An 18,829-nucleotide genomic window follows, 5' to 3' on the forward strand; every position below is an offset into this window, starting at 1 on the left:
GCAGGAATTTTGCTCAGACGAACGCGACCACACGAGCCGGGGCAGCGCTGGCTCGCGCAAGCTTGATCGGGAAAAACGCCACGTGAAATCCCGAGGGCGGAAGCGCGGCGAGGTTCGCCAGTTGCTGAACGATGAATACTTCACGTTCGCGTCCGGCCCGGTGCCCGTCCCAGAGAACCGAGTTGTCCCCGGTGTCACGAAATTTCTGCGCCATGACTGCAAAGCTCAAGTCCCAGCCGGCAGCGTCGGTGCCCAGCACCTTCGCGCCTTGCTCGGCGAGAAACAGCGTGCCTTCGCGACTCATCCCTGGATACTGAAAGAACCCTGGATCAGCCAAGGTGAAGCTCTCTTGTCCGGTACGGAGCAACACGGCACCACCCTGGGGAACGGACGCACCGTTTTCCGCCAGGGCAGCTTTCAGCGCGTCCACCGAGATCGGCTGATTCGCCTCGCACCGGCCGCGCAGGTCGAGCACCACTGTCTCGCAGAACAATTCATCCAACGCGATGTCTGTGATCGTGCGAGAAGGCTTACCCTCCGAGGTTGATCCGTAGTGCAACGGCGCGTCGACGTGTGTGCCCAGATGGCTGTTGAACTCACTCAACATCTCCGATCCCCACCCCTCACCGTCCGGAAGATCATGAACTCCGCACTGCAGTGCTGCCGCGAACTCGTCGCGTCCGGCACCTGCGGGGTGCGAGTAGGTCACCGAGGGGGCAACGACGGAAGCCAGTGCCTTCAAACCCTCGGGGAGCAATTCCCGATCGGCCGGATCGAGAGTTCTAGTCAGATCGATGAGTTCCATGTCCGCCCATTCCGTTAAGTTATTGGACGCTCAGCATAGAACTGGACGATCAACATAGGCAAGAGGGTGTCGCGAGAGGAATACGGCCGGCCGATGGCCGGCCTCGTAGCATGAGTGCGGTGCGCAGGTCTCGGCCCCGACGGGCGCGTCGACGTCACCGCGTGCCGGAATTGGCTGCACTCGAGAACGAAAGAAGGCAGGAACACCGAATGGCGTCGACACGCAAGCAGGAGATTTCCGAGGAAACCAGACGGCGACTGGTGAAAGCCGCGGCCGAACTGGCTGCCGAAGGCGGGTCGACCGCGATGTCCGTACAAGCCGTGGCAGAAAGATCCGGTATCAGCAGAGGGTCCGTGGCCTGGCACTTCGGATCGAAGGACGGGCTTCTACGAGCCGTCGTCGAGGACGCATTCCGGTGGGGCATGGAAAAGCTACGCGCAGAGTTGGCATCATCCTCGGCGACTGGAATCGAAGCATTGATCGAAGCCAACTTCGTACTGATGTCATACCCCGAGGCACGAATTTTCTCGACCATCTTGATCGAAGCCGTGATTCCCGGGTCCACCATCCGCGAGACCTACGCAGAGCAGTACGTCGCAATGCGAACGCTGTACGCGGACTACCTGCGTTCGATCGACACCCCGGTCACCAATCCGGAGTTGGTTGCCGTCACCCTTCTGGCCGGCACTCTCGGGATCAACCTCCAACATCGCCTCGATCCCGACAACGTCGATCGACGTTCAGCAGTAACCGAGCTCGAATCGATCTATGCCCGCGCGATGGCACCTACCACAACGTCAGGACACGAGAATCCCTAACCAGACCGGAACCTTCGGAGATGCAGGTGCAGAGCTTTCCAGTCTGCCACGGTTTCAGACTGCCCCTCGGAGTGTGTGGACTCGTATCGTTCGTTGGTCTCGACATTTGTCCGGCGATAAGAGCTCCTCACTACTGGTCACGGTCCAGAAGTGCACCAGGCGTCGGACGGGCGCTCCCGATCGGAGGCGGGGAGCGGCCCGCGTCGACCGCGTGAGCATGCGGGTGAGCCGACATGCTCGGAGTCCGAGTGGGTCATGCGTGCGGTCGGTCTGCCGACGAGTTCTCTCGGGGCGCGGTGATGTCTGGGAAGTGCGTCGGCGGACCGTGGTCGTCTGCCCCGCCGCTGCCCGTACGCCGGTGGTCGATGAAAGCGGACCTGTAGGGCAGATCGATCGTGTGGGAGAGAATTGTGGTCGCCTCGAACTCACCCGCCAACGATGGCACACAGGATCATTGATTCTGGGTGCCACGACAAAGCATCCGAGATGCGGATTGCAGGAGCTCGGTCAGAGAAGGAATGCCGGTGAAGCATGCTGCAACGTGCCCATCCGGACGGACCAGTATCCCGCCGACTTCAGCCTTCGGATACAGCGCCGCGAAGGACTCACTCCCAATTTTCTCGACCCGAATCGCGATCCCCTCTCTCTCAGCACTATTCGCAAGAACCGCCCACTCCGTGGAATCTCCCCCGACTACGACCATCGCGTCACACCCGACCAGATCCAGGGTCGACTCCTCTGGTCGCAGCCACGTGTGTGGCAGTCTCTTTCCGGGATCAACTCGAAAAGGCGGTTCGCTTCGATCGAGCCCCGAAGTCCCATCAGTCGAGTCCGATTGCACCGCAGCGGAACAGTATCGAGTTCCCAACAGCAACTGGTCGTCGATCCGATAGCCACCCGCAGCCCGCGAATTGCGGCTGGAGATGTCGATGACCTGCTCGGCAATCGGTCGACGCTCCACCTCGTACGAATCCAATAGAGCTGGCCCTGCATCCCCGCGGATGACGGCGGCCAGCTTCCATGCCAGATTATCGGCGTCGCCGATTCCCGTGTTCATGCCGTGGCCACCGGTGGGCGGAATTGCATGCGCGGCATCCCCGACCAGGAATATGCCGTCCCGGCAGTAGGATTCGGCCAGCAAAGCGTCCATCCGCCAGCCCATGGTGTCGATCACTTCCACATCGAGGTCATCGATACCTGCGGCGGTTCGAATCAGCGCTGCACACTCCTCGTCCGAGAGACGCTCGGCATCCGAGCCTTCCGTGTATGGATACTGATAGATCCACTCGACGTCGTTGTCGATTGCCATGAATCCACCGACTGCCGGCGGAGTCAGAAAGTACGACGCGCTGAGCCTGTCCGCGAGCACTCGACCGAGCGGAGCATTGAATCGGATGCTGAGATACCTTCCGAGACCGGTGGTTCCATTCATGGCGATACCCGCTCGCGCTCTTGTCATGCTTCCGATTCCGTCGCACGCAACGACGAACCGAGAACTGACCTGCCTCACATCACCGGTGTCCACATCCTCGATCATGGAGATCAGTACGCCGGCGCGTTCGTCGACGCCGGTATGCCGCGCTCCGAACGCGACGCGCGCCTGGGGCCGAGCCTTCGCATGAGTGAGTAGAACCGGCTCCAACTCATTCTGCGCGCAGATCAATCCCGGTGTCGGTGTTACTGCATCGAGTTCTGTGTCGCCTCCTGGATTCGAGCGAACAAAGTCAGGATCAACCAGACTTGACCCTCGATAGAAACTCACGTGCGACGCCGGCAGACCTGCGCGGGTCACATCCTCGGCAACGCCAGATCGCCGAAATATCTCCATCGACCTCGCCGACACACCACGCGCTTTGGGGTGCGAAGACGTCTCTTTCCTCCGCTCCACCAGTACGTGTTCGATACCGTAGCGCGACAACAGTATCGACATCGTCAGGCCGACCGGGCCCCCACCTACGACAAGAACCTCGGTGTGCTCCAGCTTCGTCATACTTCTCCGATCCACGCATCCCCAAATATCAGTAACGTCAAAGATTGATCATTGACGTTACAATGAGTGAGGGCAAGCGAATAATCTGGAGGAGAGACGCCATGTCGACGGTTCCACGCGAAGCCGGCACGAACCCGCGTGGATTGGGTTTCGTCGTCGATCTCGCCAATTTGTCGACCGCAGAACCGGATTTCGACGCCGACCGTTTCCGATCACTTCTTGTAGATCACGGCGCACCGCAGAGAATCCTCGACGCCGCCGACGAGGACCTCCCACAGATCCGCGACGCGACCCGAGCTGTCGTCGACGTGCTGAGGTCCGAGGATGTCGACGAGGCAGCGGGGCGCCTCAACGGCCTACTCGAGTTGCACCCGGCCCGCCCCCGCCTGGTGAAACTTCCGGGGCGTGCATGGTCCATGCACCTCGACACACCCGAGCATTTCGAAAGATCCGAATGGCTTTGCGCAACAGCAGCATTTGCACTGGGCCTTTGGCTCGGCGAGCGAGGTTCGGCTGCGTGGGGATCTTGCGCTGCTGCCGACTGCGAACGCTTCTTCGTCGATGCCGGGCGTCGAACACCGCAACGATTCTGTTCGACTCGGTGCGCGACTCGGGTTCGCGTCGCGCACCATCGACGTCGAATTGTCGACGAACACGACCCGTAGCAGATGTCCGCTCACAAAGAGCTGACGGATCGGAGCCGGAAGTCGATAATGAGGGCATGAACGAGACGCGACCCACAACCTCGAACGAGAGCGCTGGCGCACGCTGCCGACACGTCTCGTTGCATACCTATTGTATGACTGAACCCCGTGAACGCCGGCTGAAGTAGGTGACCAAGTCGCTGTGAGGCTGGTGTCGTAGGGGCGCACGCTGAGGTGAAGCACGCTCGCCTTCTCCGATGTGAGTCGACGACATGTGCCACCGAATGAGAGTAAAGGCAATTATGCCGTAATCGTTCCGGGAAAGTTCAAGAACGACGTAGTCACTGTGACGGGCACGGCATCGGACGCCTCCGAGCTGTCCGAATGAATGTCACGCGATTCGACGGCGGTGCGGCGCGCTCAGGGGTGGAACAACGACGGAGTTGGTGCGAACCTGCTTCGCTGTCTGGAGCAGGAGTTCAGATCGGGTAGTGTCGATCGATTCGACTGGCTGATTGCGATGTCTGGCCAGCAGCCACCTGTTGGGGTTTCGACTTGTGTGGTCACGAAAGGCCTTGGTCGGGAAAGATCGATCCGGTAGTGATTGTCGAGGTACCAACTGGGCGGGAATTGAGAGCGCACGGATCTACCAGCGTCAATCGCACAGTTGGCTGTGCACGGCCACGGCGTGGGCTCGGTCGCGTCGATGATGCCGACGCCGATGAAGATCACGGAGAGGGTCGCGCAGGTGATCGAGGATGCGGTGTCTACTGTTGACGAAACCGCCAGCCGCACGATGGCGTTGAGGGATTAACTGGACAGCCCAACACCGGAGCGGTCATTCCGCGACGAGGCTGTCACGATGCGGTTGAGCGAAAAGTTTTGTGCACTAAGTGAAGTGAACGTACATATCGATTGGTGAGCCCTGCGGATTGAACAGAAAGTCATGTCACAGAATGCATTCTCCGCGTGTATTCGGATCGATTGTCGGCGGTCTCGATGCGGATCAATCATCGACTGAACAGGGTCGTCGCTGTGTGCCCGTCTGCAAAGCTTTCACAGACCATCACCACCATGGCTCGACGGCAGATGGCTCGTCGATGTCATCGGCTAGGAGACGCCAGCCCTGCATGTGCCGAGGAGTCTCTATACACCCGCGAAGGCGGGTGAGGGGGAGGGCACATCGCCCGTCGCCTTGCACGTCCGACAAGCCGCTCGCGGGTATGCCACGAAAGAGCTAGCAAACACCGACGAAGCGCAGGTCAAAGTGTCCGGTTGTCGGTGCGGCGGAAGTCGTATGCAGGTTCCCGGTACGCCCCGCGGGCGAGCAATCGGGCGATGTTGGCCCGGTATATCTTGTCGGCGTCGGCATGGAGAACGGGATTACTCTCGAGCCACAGGTTTGCAGGATGAATCGGTTCGTCGTACATACGACGGAAGAGTTCGGTACGGAGGTCTTTGAGCCAATTGGAGTTCAAGTTCATGACGCGGAACTGGCGCAATGCTTCGATGTCGATCACGCCCGACACGAATGAATTGTGTCCGGAGACGGTGTGGCCGAGTACCGCTCCGTTGTAGTCCACGACGTGTGAATTTCCTCCGGCGATGTCGAATGACTGTGTCGCCGACTGAGTCGGATAGACCGGTCCGGTGTTCGGGCAGATCATGTACAGGCTGTTGAAATGCGCGTGCGCACGGTTCTGGAGTAGCCACGTTCCCCCGGAGTCAGGTCCTGATTGCGTCATCGGAACCGCCTCGCTCGGACGGTAAACGACCTCGGCACCTTGAAAAGCCAAGGCGCGTAATGCTTCCGGATACTCTCCGTCGCTGCAGCAGATCGTACCGATCGAACCGATGTCCGAAGTATGCAGGACGGGATAGAATGCGTCGATGCCGTCGCCGAACAGTTCGGTCCAGCGGTCGTAGACATCGTGAGGCGTGCAGGAACGCTCTCGGCACCAGACGTGATTCTTCGTGGCGCGATGTATCACCTCGCCTGCCGGGGAGATCACCACCATGGAGTTGAAGAAGCGATCGGCCATGACTTCGGGCCACCGCGCCTTGCATTGAGCGATGATGTAAACCCCGTATTGCTTGGCAAGTCCGCCGAGTCGGTCTGTCTCGGGGCCGGGGATGTCGATGAACATCTCGCGCGCGGCCTTCACGTGAGGTATGTCGAAGGCTTCGTCCCCGAATCCGGTCAAGGCGCCTTCTGCCAATGCAATCAGTTTGACAGGCATGTTGATCGAAACTGTCGACACCGCAGCGTGAATCGCTTCCTCGATTGTGTCGAGGTTCGCCTTGATCTGCGATCGGTGTTCGATGTTGCGCACCACTGTCGAGAGACCAATCGCCGTATAGGGGGCGATGGGAGTTGCGGCCGTGTCAGCATTCACCGGCGTTCACTTTCGGTATGCGGTGCGCCCACGGCACGACCTTCTCCAATTGGGATGCAACCGCTATCAGGGTGCCCTCCTCACACATCGGTGCGGCCAGTTGAACGCCGATAGGCAACCCCGAGCGCGTGGAACCGAGCGGCAGGCTGATTGCGGGTCCGCCCGTCACATTGAAAAGTGGAGTGAACGAACAGATGCCGAACAACTTGCGAGTCCATTCGCTAGGGGAGAGTGATGCGTCATTGGAATCGAGTTCGCCCAACAGTTGGGGTGGCTCACCGAGCGTCGGGGTGAGCAACAGATCGTAATTCGTGAAGAAGGTTCCGACCGTACGGGATACCTGGTTGAAGACGGCGAGCGCTCCGGCGAGTTGAATGGCCGTGACTCGGCGTCCGTACTCCACGCAGGCCAAGGTTGTCGCCTCGAGGTTCTCGGGTCCGGGGGTCACGCCGAAAGCTCCGGCAAGTGCATCGACGCCTTCGGCAAGAGAGACACTCCAGACAGGCAGGTTGGCTTCGACGAAATGATCCCAGTCGAAGACCGGCGTGTCGGGAATGACGTGATGCCCGAGCCCCTCGAGGACCGTGCCGACAGAGGACACGGCATTCGCGACCTCGATGTTCACCGGGTCTCCGGACCACGACTGAGTGTGGATCGCAATGCGTAAGCGCCCCGGGGAGCGGTTGATCTCGTCAGTGTATGGTCGCGAGGGATCACGGATCACGTACTTGTCGCCGGGGGCCGGCCCGCTCACGGCATCGAGTAACGCTGCGCAGTCACGCACCGATCGGGTGAGCCCCAACTCGGCCCCCAGTCCTGAGAGTGGTTCGCTCGAGTCAGGGCCGACTGGTACACGGCCTCGGCTCGGTTTCAGACCCACCAACCCGTTGGCGGACGCCGGAATTCGGATCGACCCTCCACCGTCAGTAGCGTGGGCGATGGGAAGGGCTCGTGCTGCGACCAATGCCGCTGATCCGCCACTCGATCCACCGGCACTGCGTTCGGTGTCCCACGGATTGCGTGTCGAGCCTTGAGCAACAGGTTCGGTGTTTCCGTTGAACGCGAATTCCGGTGTGGTGGTCACCGCCACAGCAGCCAATCCTGCTGCCCGGAATCGTGTCATCAGTTCGGTGTCGTGAGGAAAGATTGCACCTTCGCCCGCCAGCCGACTTCCGAACCTGGTCGGTACTCCGGCCGCGTGTACGGCAAAATCCTTGAGTGCAAAGGGAACCCCCGCAAATAGTCCCTGTTCGTTGCAATCGAGGGCTCGATCCCACGGGCCCTCGACGACGGCGTTCAGCGTCGGATTGACGGTCTCGATCGCGGTGCGTGCTGCCTGGTGAACTTCGTCAACGGACATCTGCTTGTCGCGAATCAGTTCGGCGAGGCCCGTGGCGTCATGCTCGATGTACTCATTCGGCTTCATCGAAGATCCCCTCGGTGGCGGCAGGGAGGACGGCGTCGTCGTGAACTATGTTTCCGCCCAACATGGTTCGATGCACTCGAATGTCCTTCAATTCGTCGAGATCGCAGGTCGAAGGGTCGCGGTCGACGAAGATGATGTCCGCGTGATTTCCGGGTCGGATGGATCCGATTCCGTCCCATCCGAGGATCTTCGCTGCGCTTGTGGTCCACATAGCGAGAGATTCCTGGCGATTGATGACCTGGTCCGGACCGTCGTTTCTCAGGTCTGTGCCGGCAATCTCGTGCGTCTGTGCAAGTGCAATCTGTTCCCATGGACTCTTCGGTCCCCAGTCAGACCCGCCGGAGACGTCGAGGCCTGCGTCGAGTAGGCGCCTCAAGGGGACCATGTCACGCCATACGTGCCGGCCGATCCGTTCGTCGTACATTGCGCCCTTGCCCCATGCGAATCCGACAGAAGTGGTGATCTGGAAACCGAGTGCCTTGTACCGGCGAACGTGATCCGGGCTTATGGTGATCGCGTGCTGCAGAATCCACGCCTTGTCTCGAAAATCGTGTTCGATGACGACACGCTCGGCGATCTCGAGAAAGTCGTCGTGCTCACGGTAGGAACCGATACAAATGTTGGCCCGAACGTCATTCTCCGCGCAGAATCGAACGTACGATTCTTCTTTCTCTAGTGAGACGAAGCGATTTCCCTTGGTAGGCCTGCCGAAAGGATCGGTATAGGTTTCGTGCATGGCGAAATGCCCTGCAAAACAGGGTCCCCCAGGGCTGATGGTCATACCGACGATTCGCAACATGTCGTCGGCGCTATCGGCCGATTGCGGCGCAAGTGATTTCAATCGATCGTCGAATTCGTGCAGCGACAACGGTTCGAAGGGATAGAAGATGACCGACTCCACGTCGTGAGTGGCCTGGACTCGCATGGTGAGCATGTCGGATGTACGGAGATGTTGATACATCTGTATGTGGATCGGTTCCATGGCGTGTCCCTCGTACAAAGTGGTGACACCGTGGGCGGAGAAGCGAGCCATTTCGTCGAGTACACCGGGTACTGCGTGATCGGGATCGAGTGGTGGGAGCTTGAGAAGGATCTGTCCCCAGAACGGGTCGTAGGTGTAGTAGTTGTTCACCGGTCCGCGAAGTATTCCTGTCAAACGCCCGGCTTCGTCCTTGTCGATCTCCACATCACACACTTGATCAGGGATGAAGTCCGACAGACCGACAGCACGCAAGCCGGCGCTGTTGAACGCCACGATGTTCGGAGTACGCGGCGCCCACGCTTGAATGAGCACAGGGTGGTCGGAGGTCGCCCGGTCGAGGACATGACGGTCGGGCAATCGTCGCTCGGCAAGGTCGCGCCACGATCGGCGAATGAAGTAGTGGGCTTCACCGACCGGCGTGCAGATGATCCACTCGCCGGGTGCGGTGACGGCCGCCCGAGCACTGATGCGCTCGACGATATCGGCGTGATCGAGTGCATCACTCAAGTCGACGAGGCCGCCGCGAAGTGCACCGAAGTGCATGACGTGCGGGTGGGTGTCTATGAGTCCTGGCATGACGACCGCGTCGCCAGCTTCCATGACCCGGGTTTTCGGGCCAGCGGACTCGACCAGGTCGGAGAACCTGCCCGTCTCGAGGATCACGCCGTTGTCCACGAGTACCGCTTCCACGACCGGGTTCGCATCGTCGAAGGTCAGGACCTTCGACGATCGGATGAGTGTTCTGCTCACGTGGACCTACCTCCGTGCATCTCGACGAGTCCACCGCGTGTGGCTCGCCAGGTAGTAGCACTCTATGAGCGGCCGGGCTGGGGGAGAATCATCCGAAAGGATGAAGTCCGATCGGTCTTGACCAGTGATTATGGCCGCAGGTAGCGTCGTACTGGTTCGTTGTGGAGGAGCGCGATATGTCGGTGGTTCGGTCGGATCTCGTTGCACCGAATCTCCAACCGATCAGACGCAACAACGAGTTCGCTCGCAACATCGAATTCAAACGCAACGCGATGGAGTTTCTTGCCAGGTTCGTTCGCGTGTCCGGGATGGTTTTCTATTCCGTTGATCGCAGCATGAATGCCGACATGCACGTATTCGATCGGGTGTGTCCTGAGGAAAATGGTCGCTACACCGGGCACTTTCACGAGTTGGACCCTTTTCATCCGCGTAGGTTCGCCGAATCGGGCGCCGACCTCGCATCGTCGAACGACATTGGCCAGCGTTTCGACAAGACCGACTATTACGACGGCTTCTTTCGCCCGATGGGTTATCGATACGAGGCTGAACTGTATCTGCGTCATGCCGGGCGCATCGTGGCGGGCGTTTCCCTGCTCCGAAGTGCCCGCGACGGTGACTTCTCGAGGGAAGAGATGCAATTTCTGCAGAAGTCTCATGGATTCGTCGAACAGTCCTATTGCATGCTGGGTCAAATGCCCAGTGCCCCGAGTTCTTCTGCAGTGCCGGAACATTGGAGATTATCTGCTCGGGAGCGCGACGTCGTCGAACTGCTGGCACAGGGTGCGAGCAACATCGACATCTCTCGTGCGCTGTTCATCAGCGTCCCAACCGTGAAGAGCCACCTCCAGCACGTGTATCGAAAGTCGAGCGTGCATACACGTACCGAGTTGGTGTCACGTCTGGTGCACGGCTGAGCAAGACGCGGTGGATCTCAATAAGTGTTGTTGCACCGCGTTTCTCACCGGACGAATTGATTAATCTGTCTGGCGCTCATCGTGAACCTGTTGACACCGCCGCGCGACGTCGGGCACGAGAGAACCTCTGCAGGATCAGCGCGCCGTGTCTCACAGGTTCATCTCGCAGGTTCATACTGAGAAGAGCGTTAGCACGCTCCTGGTCTCCAATGAAGCGATCCGCTAACTTGGCCGGTACGGACTTCTCCTGTCCAGCAAGCTCAGATCGTTGTTCTGACCGAAAATGAAATGTTGCACCGTGGTCTACAGCATGATCGACTGCGGAACTACCCTGCGCTGCTAGGCGCACCGAATCGATATGATCACGCCGTTACTTTCGAATCCAAGGCGGTCGTGGCAGTTTGTGGCGGTGCCGTTGACTGTGGGCGCCCTGTTAACGACGCGGAGATCTCGGTAATGGTCGAGATCCGTCCGGGATCGCGACGGAGGACCTCGGCGATTCGGTTATTGATCGCGTCTGGGTGCAGGCCGAGTGCGTGCGCGTTACGGCGGCAGCCCAAGTCCTGTCGTACGTTGGATTTGAGGGTGCTGAGCGGTTTGGGCGGAAATTGTTTGTTTGCAACCGATCTGCTGGGTGTGCGGCGTCCGATGATGGTCCGGTCAGTTGGTAGGTGAGGGCAATATCTGCCATCTGGTACATGCCGGAGGTGATGGCCACGGCGAGGATGCGCTCGGTCTGTGTGAGGATGTTTGTCAGCGAGCCGGGGTCACACAGATCTGCCAGGCTGCCGACCGGCAACGTGCGAGGATCAGCAGATCTGGTCAGCCAGGTGGCGAGCCCCGGCCGGTATCGGTACGAGGACGGTTCCGCCGTCGGATTCGAGCATGGCAAGTACTGGTGGGTGTCCCGCACCCGCAGAGCTCATCGGACCTCGAGTAGTATGCCGCGTCCGGTTCTGCTCGAAGCGCACCGTGGAGGGTGCCCCCGACCTGCGAGCAATAGCTCGGCGAGAAGTTGGTTTGCGCCGCGCTCTTCGCCGAGCGGTGCGGTGCAGCGGCTCGCACTGAATGCGAGCCGCTGATGCAGGCTTTGCGCTATTTGACGGGCTCGTGGACTCGTTTGGCGGTGCGGCCGCGGAATTCGAGCATCACGGCGCGACCGGTGTCGTCGGTGACGAAGCGTCCCAACGCCCGGGTGGTGTCGGCGCGCGCAGCGAAGTCACGGTCGTTGAGGAAGGCGATCGGGATTGCCGGCGGCCAGACGATGTCCTCGTATTCACCGAGATCCTGCGCGCTGCCCATCCGGATGCCGATTCCCTCGTCACCGGGGGCGACGGTCATCGTCAGTGAGCCGGCCTGATACTTGCCCAGGACTGCGTCGACGGCAGCGGGTTCGGGCTCGACCACGTCCAGGGATGCCGGCGTGGGTAGTTCAGTGAGGTTGGCCATGCACCAGTCGACGATCTTCTTGCCGATTCCGCCGCCGAGGGCGTTGGTCAGCACGGTGACGGCGAAGTTCTTCTCGGGCACTGTCATGAACTCGGAGACCTGGAGGTTGCTCACGTTTCCGCCATGCCGCACTACCTGCGTGGTTCCGTATCGAGTCAACAGCCATCCCAGGCCGACTTCTTCGAACATCATCGCGGCGGGACGCTGCGGCTTCTGCATCAACAACCGGGTGGACTCGTCGAGCGGCTGTCCTTCGCCGGGGTGTTCGCCAGACAGTGCGTAACGTGCCCAGACGAGTTGGTCTCGCACCGAGGACCACATTCCGCCGCAAGGGATCATGCCGCGGTCCAGCCCGGTTTCGTTGGACACGAACGGCACACCGTCGCGGATGTAGTGACCGAGTGCGAACCGGTGGGTCATCACGTCCCAGGGCAGGAAGGCCGAGTTCTTCATTTCGAGGGGGTCGAGCACGCGCTGCTTGACCAGCTCTTCGAAGGTCAGTCCGCTGATCTTGGCCACGACATGTCCGGCGAGAACGAATCCGGAGTTGCTGTAGGAGAAGACTTCTCCGACGGGAAATTCTTGTCGCAGTTCGTTCAGCCGTGAAACCGAGCGTCCCAGGGCGTCTTCGCCCCAGCCTGCCGAGAGGCCCGCGTCGCCGGTGAATCCGCCGGTGTGGGTGAGGAGGTGACGCATCGTGACTGTGCGCGTGGCTGTTTCGTCGGCGAAGGTCAGTTCGGGGACGTACTCGACCAACGGGGTGTCGAGATCGAGTAGGCCGTCCTCGACGAGTGCCATCGCGGCTGTTGCGGCGAACACCTTTGTGGTGGAGCCGATCATGAACATCGTCTTGTCGGTGACCGGGAGTTGGGTTTCGACGCTCTCGATGCCACTGGTGACGACGATGTCCTTGTCGCCGTGCACGATGCCGACCGAGACGCCGGGGATGTTTGCCTCGACCCTCCACTGATCGACGAGTTCTTGAAGCTGTTCTTGCATCTTTGATTCCTCGAGTTCGCTAGCTCTTGCAAAAGGTTCAATCGGGGAGAGTTCGGGTGGTTTGTCGTTACTGGTAAAGGCGCAGTGCGGAGCCGATGAACAGGGTGCCGAAGGCGAGTCCGGCCTTGTTGAAGTACACGTTCATATCTGAGTTGGCGAACGGCACGGCCGAAGTCGTCTTGGTGATCTCCGATTCTGCTTCCGCCCAGGCGCTGCAAGCTTCTTCGCCGGTCAGCCCGGACGCTTTGGTTGCTGCTGCTTCATAGGACGGATTGTCGATCGAAGAGAAGTTCTTGCCCGCGGCCGGCGCGGGGCCGGTGAAGAACGGGGTGAACGCGCTGGGGAGCGATGTGTTGATCTGGATCCACGCGATGTCCCATTGATTGTTGTCCTTACCACTCAGCATGACGTCGACGACCTTGTTCTGATCGCCACTCGAAACCTCGACATTCGCACCGAGATCAACCCACGCAGCTCGGGCGAGTTCTGCTGCTGCATTGCGCGGTTCGTCGCCGCCACCGTAGAACAGACGTAGGTTCAGCGATTTTCCGTCCTTGCTTCGCTTGCCGTCCGAGCTGGCGGTCCAGCCAGCGGAGTCCAGGGTTGACTTGGCTGCGGTCAGATCGAAGTCTGGAATGTTGCCCGCGACGGAGTCGTACACGCAGGCACGCGGTTCGACGGCGGTGAGGCTGGTTGCACGGGTGCCCTGACCTGCCGTGATGACCTGGGCGAGGTCGTCGAAATTGAGAGCCTGGACGAGGGCTTTTCGTACGGCGGGATCACTGGTCGGATTGTCGGCGATTTGATTGAAGTACATCTGACCGGCGGGCATCGGGCGTTTGACCGAAGCGAAATTCGCGGCGTCGACTCGGTCTTTGTCCGGACCGCCGATCGGGGAAGCGTTCAACTCGCCCGAAAGAAGCTGGTTGGCCGCGGTACTGACATTCGGAACCAATGCTGCAATAACGGTTTTGGGGACTCCGGGTGTGTCGGAGGTAGTGCTGTCGGGTCCCCAGTTGTAACCTGCCCGGCGTTCGAAGGTGAAGTGGTCCGAGGGCAGCACCTCTGCGAGTTCGAACATTCCGGTGCCGAAGGATTTGGTGTTCGCGGCGGCAGGGTCCCTCAAACCGGCGTCGCACATGATCGGGAGACGTCCGACGTTCAGAAGCAGGAAGGGGCTGGGCGCCGGTGTGGTGACGATGACGGTGCGGGTTGCCGGGTCGGCCGTCGCAGACGCGCCAACCGGGACGGAAGTTCCGCGGAGTTGTGAACCGTTGTCGGGATCGGCCACGAAGTTGATGTTGTCCGCGACGGTCTGTGGGGTCAGCGTGGACCCGTCCGTGCACGTCACTCCTTCCCGGATGGTGAAGGATGCTGTCGTTGGGGTTTCCTCCCACTTCTCCGCCAGCCACTTTCCGATCTCGCTGGTGACGGGGTCCTGGTAGATCAGATAGTCGTAGGTCAATCTCGAAATTTCAGCGGTTGCTGCGGAAGCGGACATGATCGGGTTGAGCGCGCCGGGATCAGCCGACAATGCATACCGGAATGTTCCATCGGAGAGAGGGGCGCCGCCGCCGTCGGCGCTAGGGGATGCGCCTCCTGAACTGCAGGCTGACAACACGAGGGCGAGCCCTGCGGCTGTTGCAAGTGTTCGATAGGAGAGTGGTTTCATGGTGCCTCCGTGAAGGAACCGGGGCCCGAACATGTTTGGCACGGGCGCGGTTGATTGGTGTCCGTTAGATTTTGACGTAGGACGTGAGACACATCTCGGCTGATTCACCGGAAAGGTGAAATGATTTTTGTTCGTTCCCACGAGAATTGAATGGACGCCTGCTTACCCTCGCTACCTTGGTGGTCGCAAGTCAGAAAGGTTGTGCGCGGGCGCGCCGACGGTGGGCTCAGAAATCGTTCACTGCTTTTGATCGGCGCCTCCCGAGTTTTTGCCTTGGGGTCCCTTTCCACATTGATCGGATTGTCAGCGCTGGTCGGGTCTCTGCTCGGCGGCAATACAGGTATCACGGTGCGCTACAGGCTCAAACGCGACGGCGTGCAGATGGTCACGATCGGCGCGTCGGTGAGATCGCCGTAGCGGTGCAGGGAACGAGGCTCGGGCGGGGCGGCGGCGACGGCAGGTCGTGTGAACTTCGGCGCGGCAGTCGATACTGATGATCCTGCGGACGCACCACACGTTCTCTCTCAGTTGCGGGCACCGAACACCGCCTCGATGTCCTCGTCGCGGTAGCCCACGGCGTACGAGACTTGCGGGCGTGGGCGAGTGAAATGCTCGCGCAGTTTGTCGTGTAGTTCTTCGATGTGCGGTTGCAAGTAGCCTTCTGTCGTCGACAGATGCTGATGCCGGAGAATCGTTTGAACTTCGGGCAACGTCAGCTGCGGGTCGTTCGCCATGCGTACCGCGGCAGTATGCCGAAGATCGTGCAGAGTCCTGTTGGTGCCGAGGATCTCCTTGGCGCGCTGCATGATCCGGCGAAAGGCCCAATAGGTCAGTGGCCTCGTATCACCGCGGAGGGTGCGCCAGATCTGTTCGGCCGGCCCTGGGTTCCGCATCTGTCGAAGTATCGGGCCAGACAGTCGAAGGCCGCCGGAGACCCGGGAACTGCAGACAGTTCACGCGTTCCTTTCGAGACCGGGACTGCCCCCGCATTGGTTGACATCTGAGCTGTGAAGATCAATCTTCACGGTGGAAGGATGCTGCTATGCCGAAGCCGTTCCCCGAAGAGTTCCGTCGCGACGTGGTCGCGGTCGCCCGCAAACGCGAAGCCCCGCTGATCCAGATCGCGAAAGACTTCGGAATCTCCGAGCCCACCCTGCATAACTGGCTCAAAAGGGTCGACATCGAAGGCGGCAGCCGGCCCGGAATGACCAAGGACGAATCCGCAGAGCTGCGTGAAGCAAAGAAGCGGATCCGACTGCTCGAGCAGGAAGCGGAAGTGATGCGACGCGCCGTCGCCTACCTGTCCCGGGACGTCAACCCAAAATGATGTTCCCGCTGGTCCGTGACCTCGCCGAGGACGGAATTCCCGTCACGGTGACCTACCGGGTGCTCGGCTTCTCCACTTGAGGGTTCTACAAATGGCAGGCCAGACCTGTGACACAGAGGGATTGGGACGATGCACATTTGATCAACGCTGCCTACGACATTTACGCCGACGATCCGGCTTTCGGATACCGATTCATCGCCGATGAATTACCTTGGCGAGGCATCATCGCCGGCGAGAACCGCGTCGCTCGGCTGCGCTCGCAGCAACGTATCTGGTCGGTGTTCGCGAAGAAACGAGGACTGAACAAGAAATCGGGCCCACCGGTTCACGACGACCTCGTGGCCCGAAAGTTCACCGCACAGAAACCGAACCAGTTGTGGCTCACGGACATTACGGAACACTGGACCGACACCGGAAAGCTGTACCTGTGCGCGATCAAGGACGTGTACTCGAACAGGATCGTCGGCTATTCGATCGACTCCCGAATGAAAGCGTCGCTGGCTGTGAACGCCCTGACCAATGCCCTCGCTATACGCGGTGCGGCCGGAACGATCGTACATTCCGACAGAGGTAGCCAACTTCGGTCGAGAAAGTTCATTCATACATTGTCCGACAACAGCTTACAAGGTTCCATGGGCCGGGTCGGGGCATGCGGTGACAATGCCGCGATGGAATCTTTCTTCTCACTGTTGCAGAAGAACGTCCCCGACCGACAACGGTGGTCTACTCAGGAACAACTGCGGCTCGCGATCGTGATCTGGATCGAGAAGACCTACCACCGCAAACACCGGCAACGGCGCCTCGGGAAGCTCACCCCGATTGAGTTTGAGACAATCAACGAGGCCGCTCACGCGGCTTGAAACTATCAACCCCACGTGTCAACTGAAGTGGATGCAATCCCATCCATCCCGGTCGAATCAGGTGTGAGGCTGTCGACTCTTCGACGCTTCGGCCTCACCCAACACAACTGCCATGACCACCAGGATCGCAGCAGGCCAAACGAAAGTGCCCCACGAGATGACACCTGCAACAGCCAGGACCAGCAATATTAGTGCTGCTCCCAAGGGATAGACGAGCTTCTTCATTCCAGTCATGCGATTTCTTTACCTAGCGGCGATGCTCGTGGAAGTCTCCGGCATCGACCGGTTCGCCAATGCCGGCCGGGCGCCGTCTACGCTGGCGTAGCACCACGACCGCATCGATCGTGGACTTCGATCAAAGGTGAATACCACCGGCATGGCGGAAACTCCAGACTCAAACGTGCCATGTATCTTTCGGCGTTCGCATCGCTGCGCGATCCACAGTCCCGTATGTACCACGACCGCAAGCGCACTGAAGGCAAGAACCACCGATCCGCTTTGATCTGCTTCGCCCGCCGCTGAAGTAATGTTCTGTACTCGATCCGTGCATCGATCCGTGCACTCAGTGCAGGGTGATGTCCAGGTTTCAGACACTCAGGAGTTAGGCACGAATATTCATCCTGGACAACGCATCTCCTTCGATGATGAAAGTGAGCGTACTGGGACCGTTGAACCCGTTTCCGCCGACTTGCGCGGTGAGAGTGGTCTCGGAGGCTGCGTTGGTAAAGCCGAGGACGGACAACGTCACCTGCTTACCGATGAATTCCGCTTCGCTCCATGTACCGATTTCGTCGCGGCCGGTGAATTCGTGGCCCCAGTCGTCGACGACACCGCCCGGCGCGAAGGTGTCGAGGAACAAATCGGTGTCTCCGATGTTGGTGGCGTCGATCAGACGGGTAACGGGCACAGGCAATTCGGCTGACATCTGAGTCCTCACTGTGGGGAGTAGCGCAGGGCGGATTAGGTGCGGGTCAGCGGGTCGTGTAGCCGCCGTTGGCGAAAATCGTTTGTCCGGTGATCCACCATCCTTCGTCTGCGAGGAAGCGGACGATCGGGGCGATGTCTTCGATCTGGGTCAGCTGGTTCTTCATTGCCTGCGATTTGTGGAATTCGACGCGTTCGGGTGTTTCCTGCCCGTAGAAGAACGGTGTATCCATGGGGCCGGGGGCGATGCTGTTGACGGAGATTCCGCGTGCACCGAATTCTTTGGCTGCAGCTCGGGTGAAGTGCTCGACCGGGCTTTTTCCTCCTGCGTAGGTGGAGTATCCGTCGGTGAACGCAGCAAGTAGTGCTGTGACGATGGTGATGACCTTGCCGTCGTCGTTGAGGCGTTTGCCGGCTTCTTTGATGAAGAAGTATGCGGCTTTGGCGTTGATGTCGAGCATCGAATCGTAGTCGTCTTCGGAAGTGTCGACGATCGGTTTCCGTAGGACCTTGCCGGCGGTGTTGACGGCGATGTCGACGCTTCCGAAAGCGTCGACCGCGGTGTCGAAGAGTCGTTCGACATGTGAGGGGATGGTCAGATCGGCTTGGAACTTCGCGGCATTGGCTCCCGCAGCTTCGACCGCGGCCACTGTCTTGTTCGCATCCGCTTCACTGCTGTCACTGTTGTAGTGGACGGCGACGTTCACGCCCTGGGCTGCGAGAGTGGTGCTGATGAGGCCTCCGAGGTTCTTGGCGCCGCCCGCGACGATCGCTGACTTTCCGTGCAGTGAATTCGACATGTTCGCTCCTAGTATCGACAGTGTGACAACATCACGCTACGGATTCGATCCACAATTGATAAGCAGATAATAT

Annotated in this window: 13 protein-coding genes and 2 pseudogenes; 5 read left to right on the forward strand and 10 right to left on the reverse strand. The window is 59.9% G+C overall.

The annotated features are described in order from the left end of the window. Positions 1 to 13: 13 nt before the first annotated feature. Positions 14 to 805, reverse strand: coding sequence for a cyclase family protein (locus G9U53_RS25700; protein ID WP_051649531.1), 792 nt, complete (start codon positions 803 to 805; stop codon positions 14 to 16). A gap of 209 nt (positions 806 to 1,014) precedes the next feature. On the opposite strand from G9U53_RS25700, the gene G9U53_RS25705 reads away from it, so the two are divergent. Continuing rightward, positions 1,015 to 1,623, forward strand: a complete 609-nt coding sequence (locus G9U53_RS25705) for a TetR/AcrR family transcriptional regulator (RefSeq protein ID WP_158170230.1) — start codon at positions 1,015 to 1,017, stop codon at positions 1,621 to 1,623. Between the two features lie 451 nt (positions 1,624 to 2,074). Here the strand turns inward: G9U53_RS25705 and G9U53_RS25710 are convergent, their stop codons facing one another. Next, a complete protein-coding gene (locus G9U53_RS25710; RefSeq protein ID WP_165639465.1) occupies positions 2,075 to 3,613 on the reverse strand; it encodes an FAD-dependent monooxygenase in 1,539 nt (512 codons plus the stop codon). A 101-nt stretch (positions 3,614 to 3,714) separates the two neighbouring features. On the opposite strand from G9U53_RS25710, the gene G9U53_RS33660 reads away from it, so the two are divergent. Then, positions 3,715 to 4,278: a CGNR zinc finger domain-containing protein gene (locus G9U53_RS33660; protein ID WP_165639466.1), complete on the forward strand. Its 564-nt coding sequence runs from the start codon at positions 3,715 to 3,717 to the stop codon at positions 4,276 to 4,278. Positions 4,279 to 5,519: 1,241 nt separating this feature from the next. On the opposite strand, the gene G9U53_RS25720 is transcribed toward G9U53_RS33660, so the two are convergent. Genes G9U53_RS25720 through G9U53_RS25730 form a run of 3 tightly spaced genes read right to left on the reverse strand, consistent with a single transcriptional unit; the run spans position 5,520 to position 9,811 of the window. Continuing rightward, complete coding sequence (locus G9U53_RS25720) at positions 5,520 to 6,653, reverse strand: nitrilase-related carbon-nitrogen hydrolase (RefSeq protein ID WP_165639467.1); 1,134 nt, start codon at positions 6,651 to 6,653, stop codon at positions 5,520 to 5,522. After that, positions 6,643 to 8,079 carry an amidase family protein gene (locus G9U53_RS25725; RefSeq protein WP_165639468.1) on the reverse strand — a complete coding sequence of 479 codons (1,437 nt, stop codon included), beginning with the start codon at positions 8,077 to 8,079 and terminating at the stop codon, positions 6,643 to 6,645. Before G9U53_RS25725 ends, G9U53_RS25720 begins: the two co-directional genes overlap by 11 nt. After that, entirely contained in the window at positions 8,066 to 9,811 is a 1,746-nt protein-coding gene (locus tag G9U53_RS25730) for an amidohydrolase family protein (RefSeq protein WP_165639469.1), read from the reverse strand. The genes G9U53_RS25725 and G9U53_RS25730 overlap by 14 nt, the downstream gene beginning before the upstream one ends. A 176-nt stretch (positions 9,812 to 9,987) precedes the next feature. On the opposite strand from G9U53_RS25730, the gene G9U53_RS25735 reads away from it, so the two are divergent. Further along, complete coding sequence (locus G9U53_RS25735) at positions 9,988 to 10,725, forward strand: helix-turn-helix transcriptional regulator (protein ID WP_165639470.1); 738 nt, start codon at positions 9,988 to 9,990, stop codon at positions 10,723 to 10,725. A 1,095-nt stretch (positions 10,726 to 11,820) separates the two neighbouring features. Here the strand turns inward: G9U53_RS25735 and G9U53_RS25740 are convergent. The 3 genes from G9U53_RS25740 to G9U53_RS25750 form a co-directional block, all read right to left on the reverse strand. Continuing rightward, on the reverse strand, positions 11,821 to 13,173 hold the full coding sequence (locus G9U53_RS25740) for a serine hydrolase domain-containing protein (RefSeq protein ID WP_165639471.1): 1,353 nt from the start codon (positions 13,171 to 13,173) through the stop codon (positions 11,821 to 11,823). A gap of 67 nt (positions 13,174 to 13,240) precedes the next feature. Beyond that, positions 13,241 to 14,845 carry an ABC transporter substrate-binding protein gene (locus G9U53_RS25745; protein ID WP_165639472.1) on the reverse strand — a complete coding sequence of 535 codons (1,605 nt, stop codon included), beginning with the start codon at positions 14,843 to 14,845 and terminating at the stop codon, positions 13,241 to 13,243. Positions 14,846 to 15,369: 524 nt separating this feature from the next. Then, complete coding sequence (locus G9U53_RS25750; RefSeq protein WP_207624590.1) at positions 15,370 to 15,738, reverse strand: site-specific integrase; 369 nt, start codon at positions 15,736 to 15,738, stop codon at positions 15,370 to 15,372. A gap of 149 nt (positions 15,739 to 15,887) precedes the next feature. Between G9U53_RS25750 and G9U53_RS25755 the strand changes: the two are divergent. Further along, positions 15,888 to 17,032: pseudogene (locus G9U53_RS25755) on the forward strand (IS3 family transposase). A gap of 306 nt (positions 17,033 to 17,338) precedes the next feature. Then, positions 17,339 to 17,536 (forward strand): annotated as a pseudogene (locus G9U53_RS25760) (transposase); the annotation flags it as partial. A 97-nt stretch (positions 17,537 to 17,633) separates the two neighbouring features. Here G9U53_RS25760 and G9U53_RS25765 read toward each other — a convergent pair. Beyond that, the gene (locus G9U53_RS25765) at positions 17,634 to 17,957 is read right to left on the reverse strand and encodes a nuclear transport factor 2 family protein (protein ID WP_165639473.1); all 324 of its coding nucleotides are present in this window, start codon (positions 17,955 to 17,957) and stop codon (positions 17,634 to 17,636) included. A gap of 46 nt (positions 17,958 to 18,003) precedes the next feature. Continuing rightward, complete coding sequence (locus G9U53_RS25770; RefSeq protein WP_165639474.1) at positions 18,004 to 18,756, reverse strand: SDR family oxidoreductase; 753 nt, start codon at positions 18,754 to 18,756, stop codon at positions 18,004 to 18,006. Between the last annotated feature and the right edge of the window lie 73 nt (positions 18,757 to 18,829).

It is taken from the genome of Rhodococcus sp. D-46 (assembly GCF_011290655.1).
GTDB lineage: Bacteria > Actinomycetota > Actinomycetes > Mycobacteriales > Mycobacteriaceae > Rhodococcus_F > Rhodococcus_F qingshengii.

Bases quoted from the DNA above. Each gene is read 5' to 3' on its own strand.
- G9U53_RS25725 (WP_165639468.1), bottom strand. From the start codon at position 8,079: ATGAAGCCGAATGAGTACATCGAGCATGACGCCACGGGCCTCGCCGAA.
- G9U53_RS33660 (WP_165639466.1), top strand. From the start codon at position 3,715: ATGTCGACGGTTCCACGCGAAGCCGGCACGAACCCGCGTGGATTGGGT.
- G9U53_RS25750 (WP_207624590.1), bottom strand. From the start codon at position 15,738: ATGCGGAACCCAGGGCCGGCCGAACAGATCTGGCGCACCCTCCGCGGT.
- G9U53_RS25710 (WP_165639465.1), bottom strand. From the start codon at position 3,613: ATGACGAAGCTGGAGCACACCGAGGTTCTTGTCGTAGGTGGGGGCCCG.
- G9U53_RS25765 (WP_165639473.1), bottom strand. From the start codon at position 17,957: ATGTCAGCCGAATTGCCTGTGCCCGTTACCCGTCTGATCGACGCCACC.
- G9U53_RS25700 (WP_051649531.1), bottom strand. From the start codon at position 805: ATGGAACTCATCGATCTGACTAGAACTCTCGATCCGGCCGATCGGGAA.
- G9U53_RS25745 (WP_165639472.1), bottom strand. From the start codon at position 14,845: ATGAAACCACTCTCCTATCGAACACTTGCAACAGCCGCAGGGCTCGCC.
- G9U53_RS25770 (WP_165639474.1), bottom strand. From the start codon at position 18,756: ATGTCGAATTCACTGCACGGAAAGTCAGCGATCGTCGCGGGCGGCGCC.
- G9U53_RS25740 (WP_165639471.1), bottom strand. From the start codon at position 13,173: ATGCAAGAACAGCTTCAAGAACTCGTCGATCAGTGGAGGGTCGAGGCA.
- G9U53_RS25705 (WP_158170230.1), top strand. From the start codon at position 1,015: ATGGCGTCGACACGCAAGCAGGAGATTTCCGAGGAAACCAGACGGCGA.
- G9U53_RS25735 (WP_165639470.1), top strand. From the start codon at position 9,988: ATGTCGGTGGTTCGGTCGGATCTCGTTGCACCGAATCTCCAACCGATC.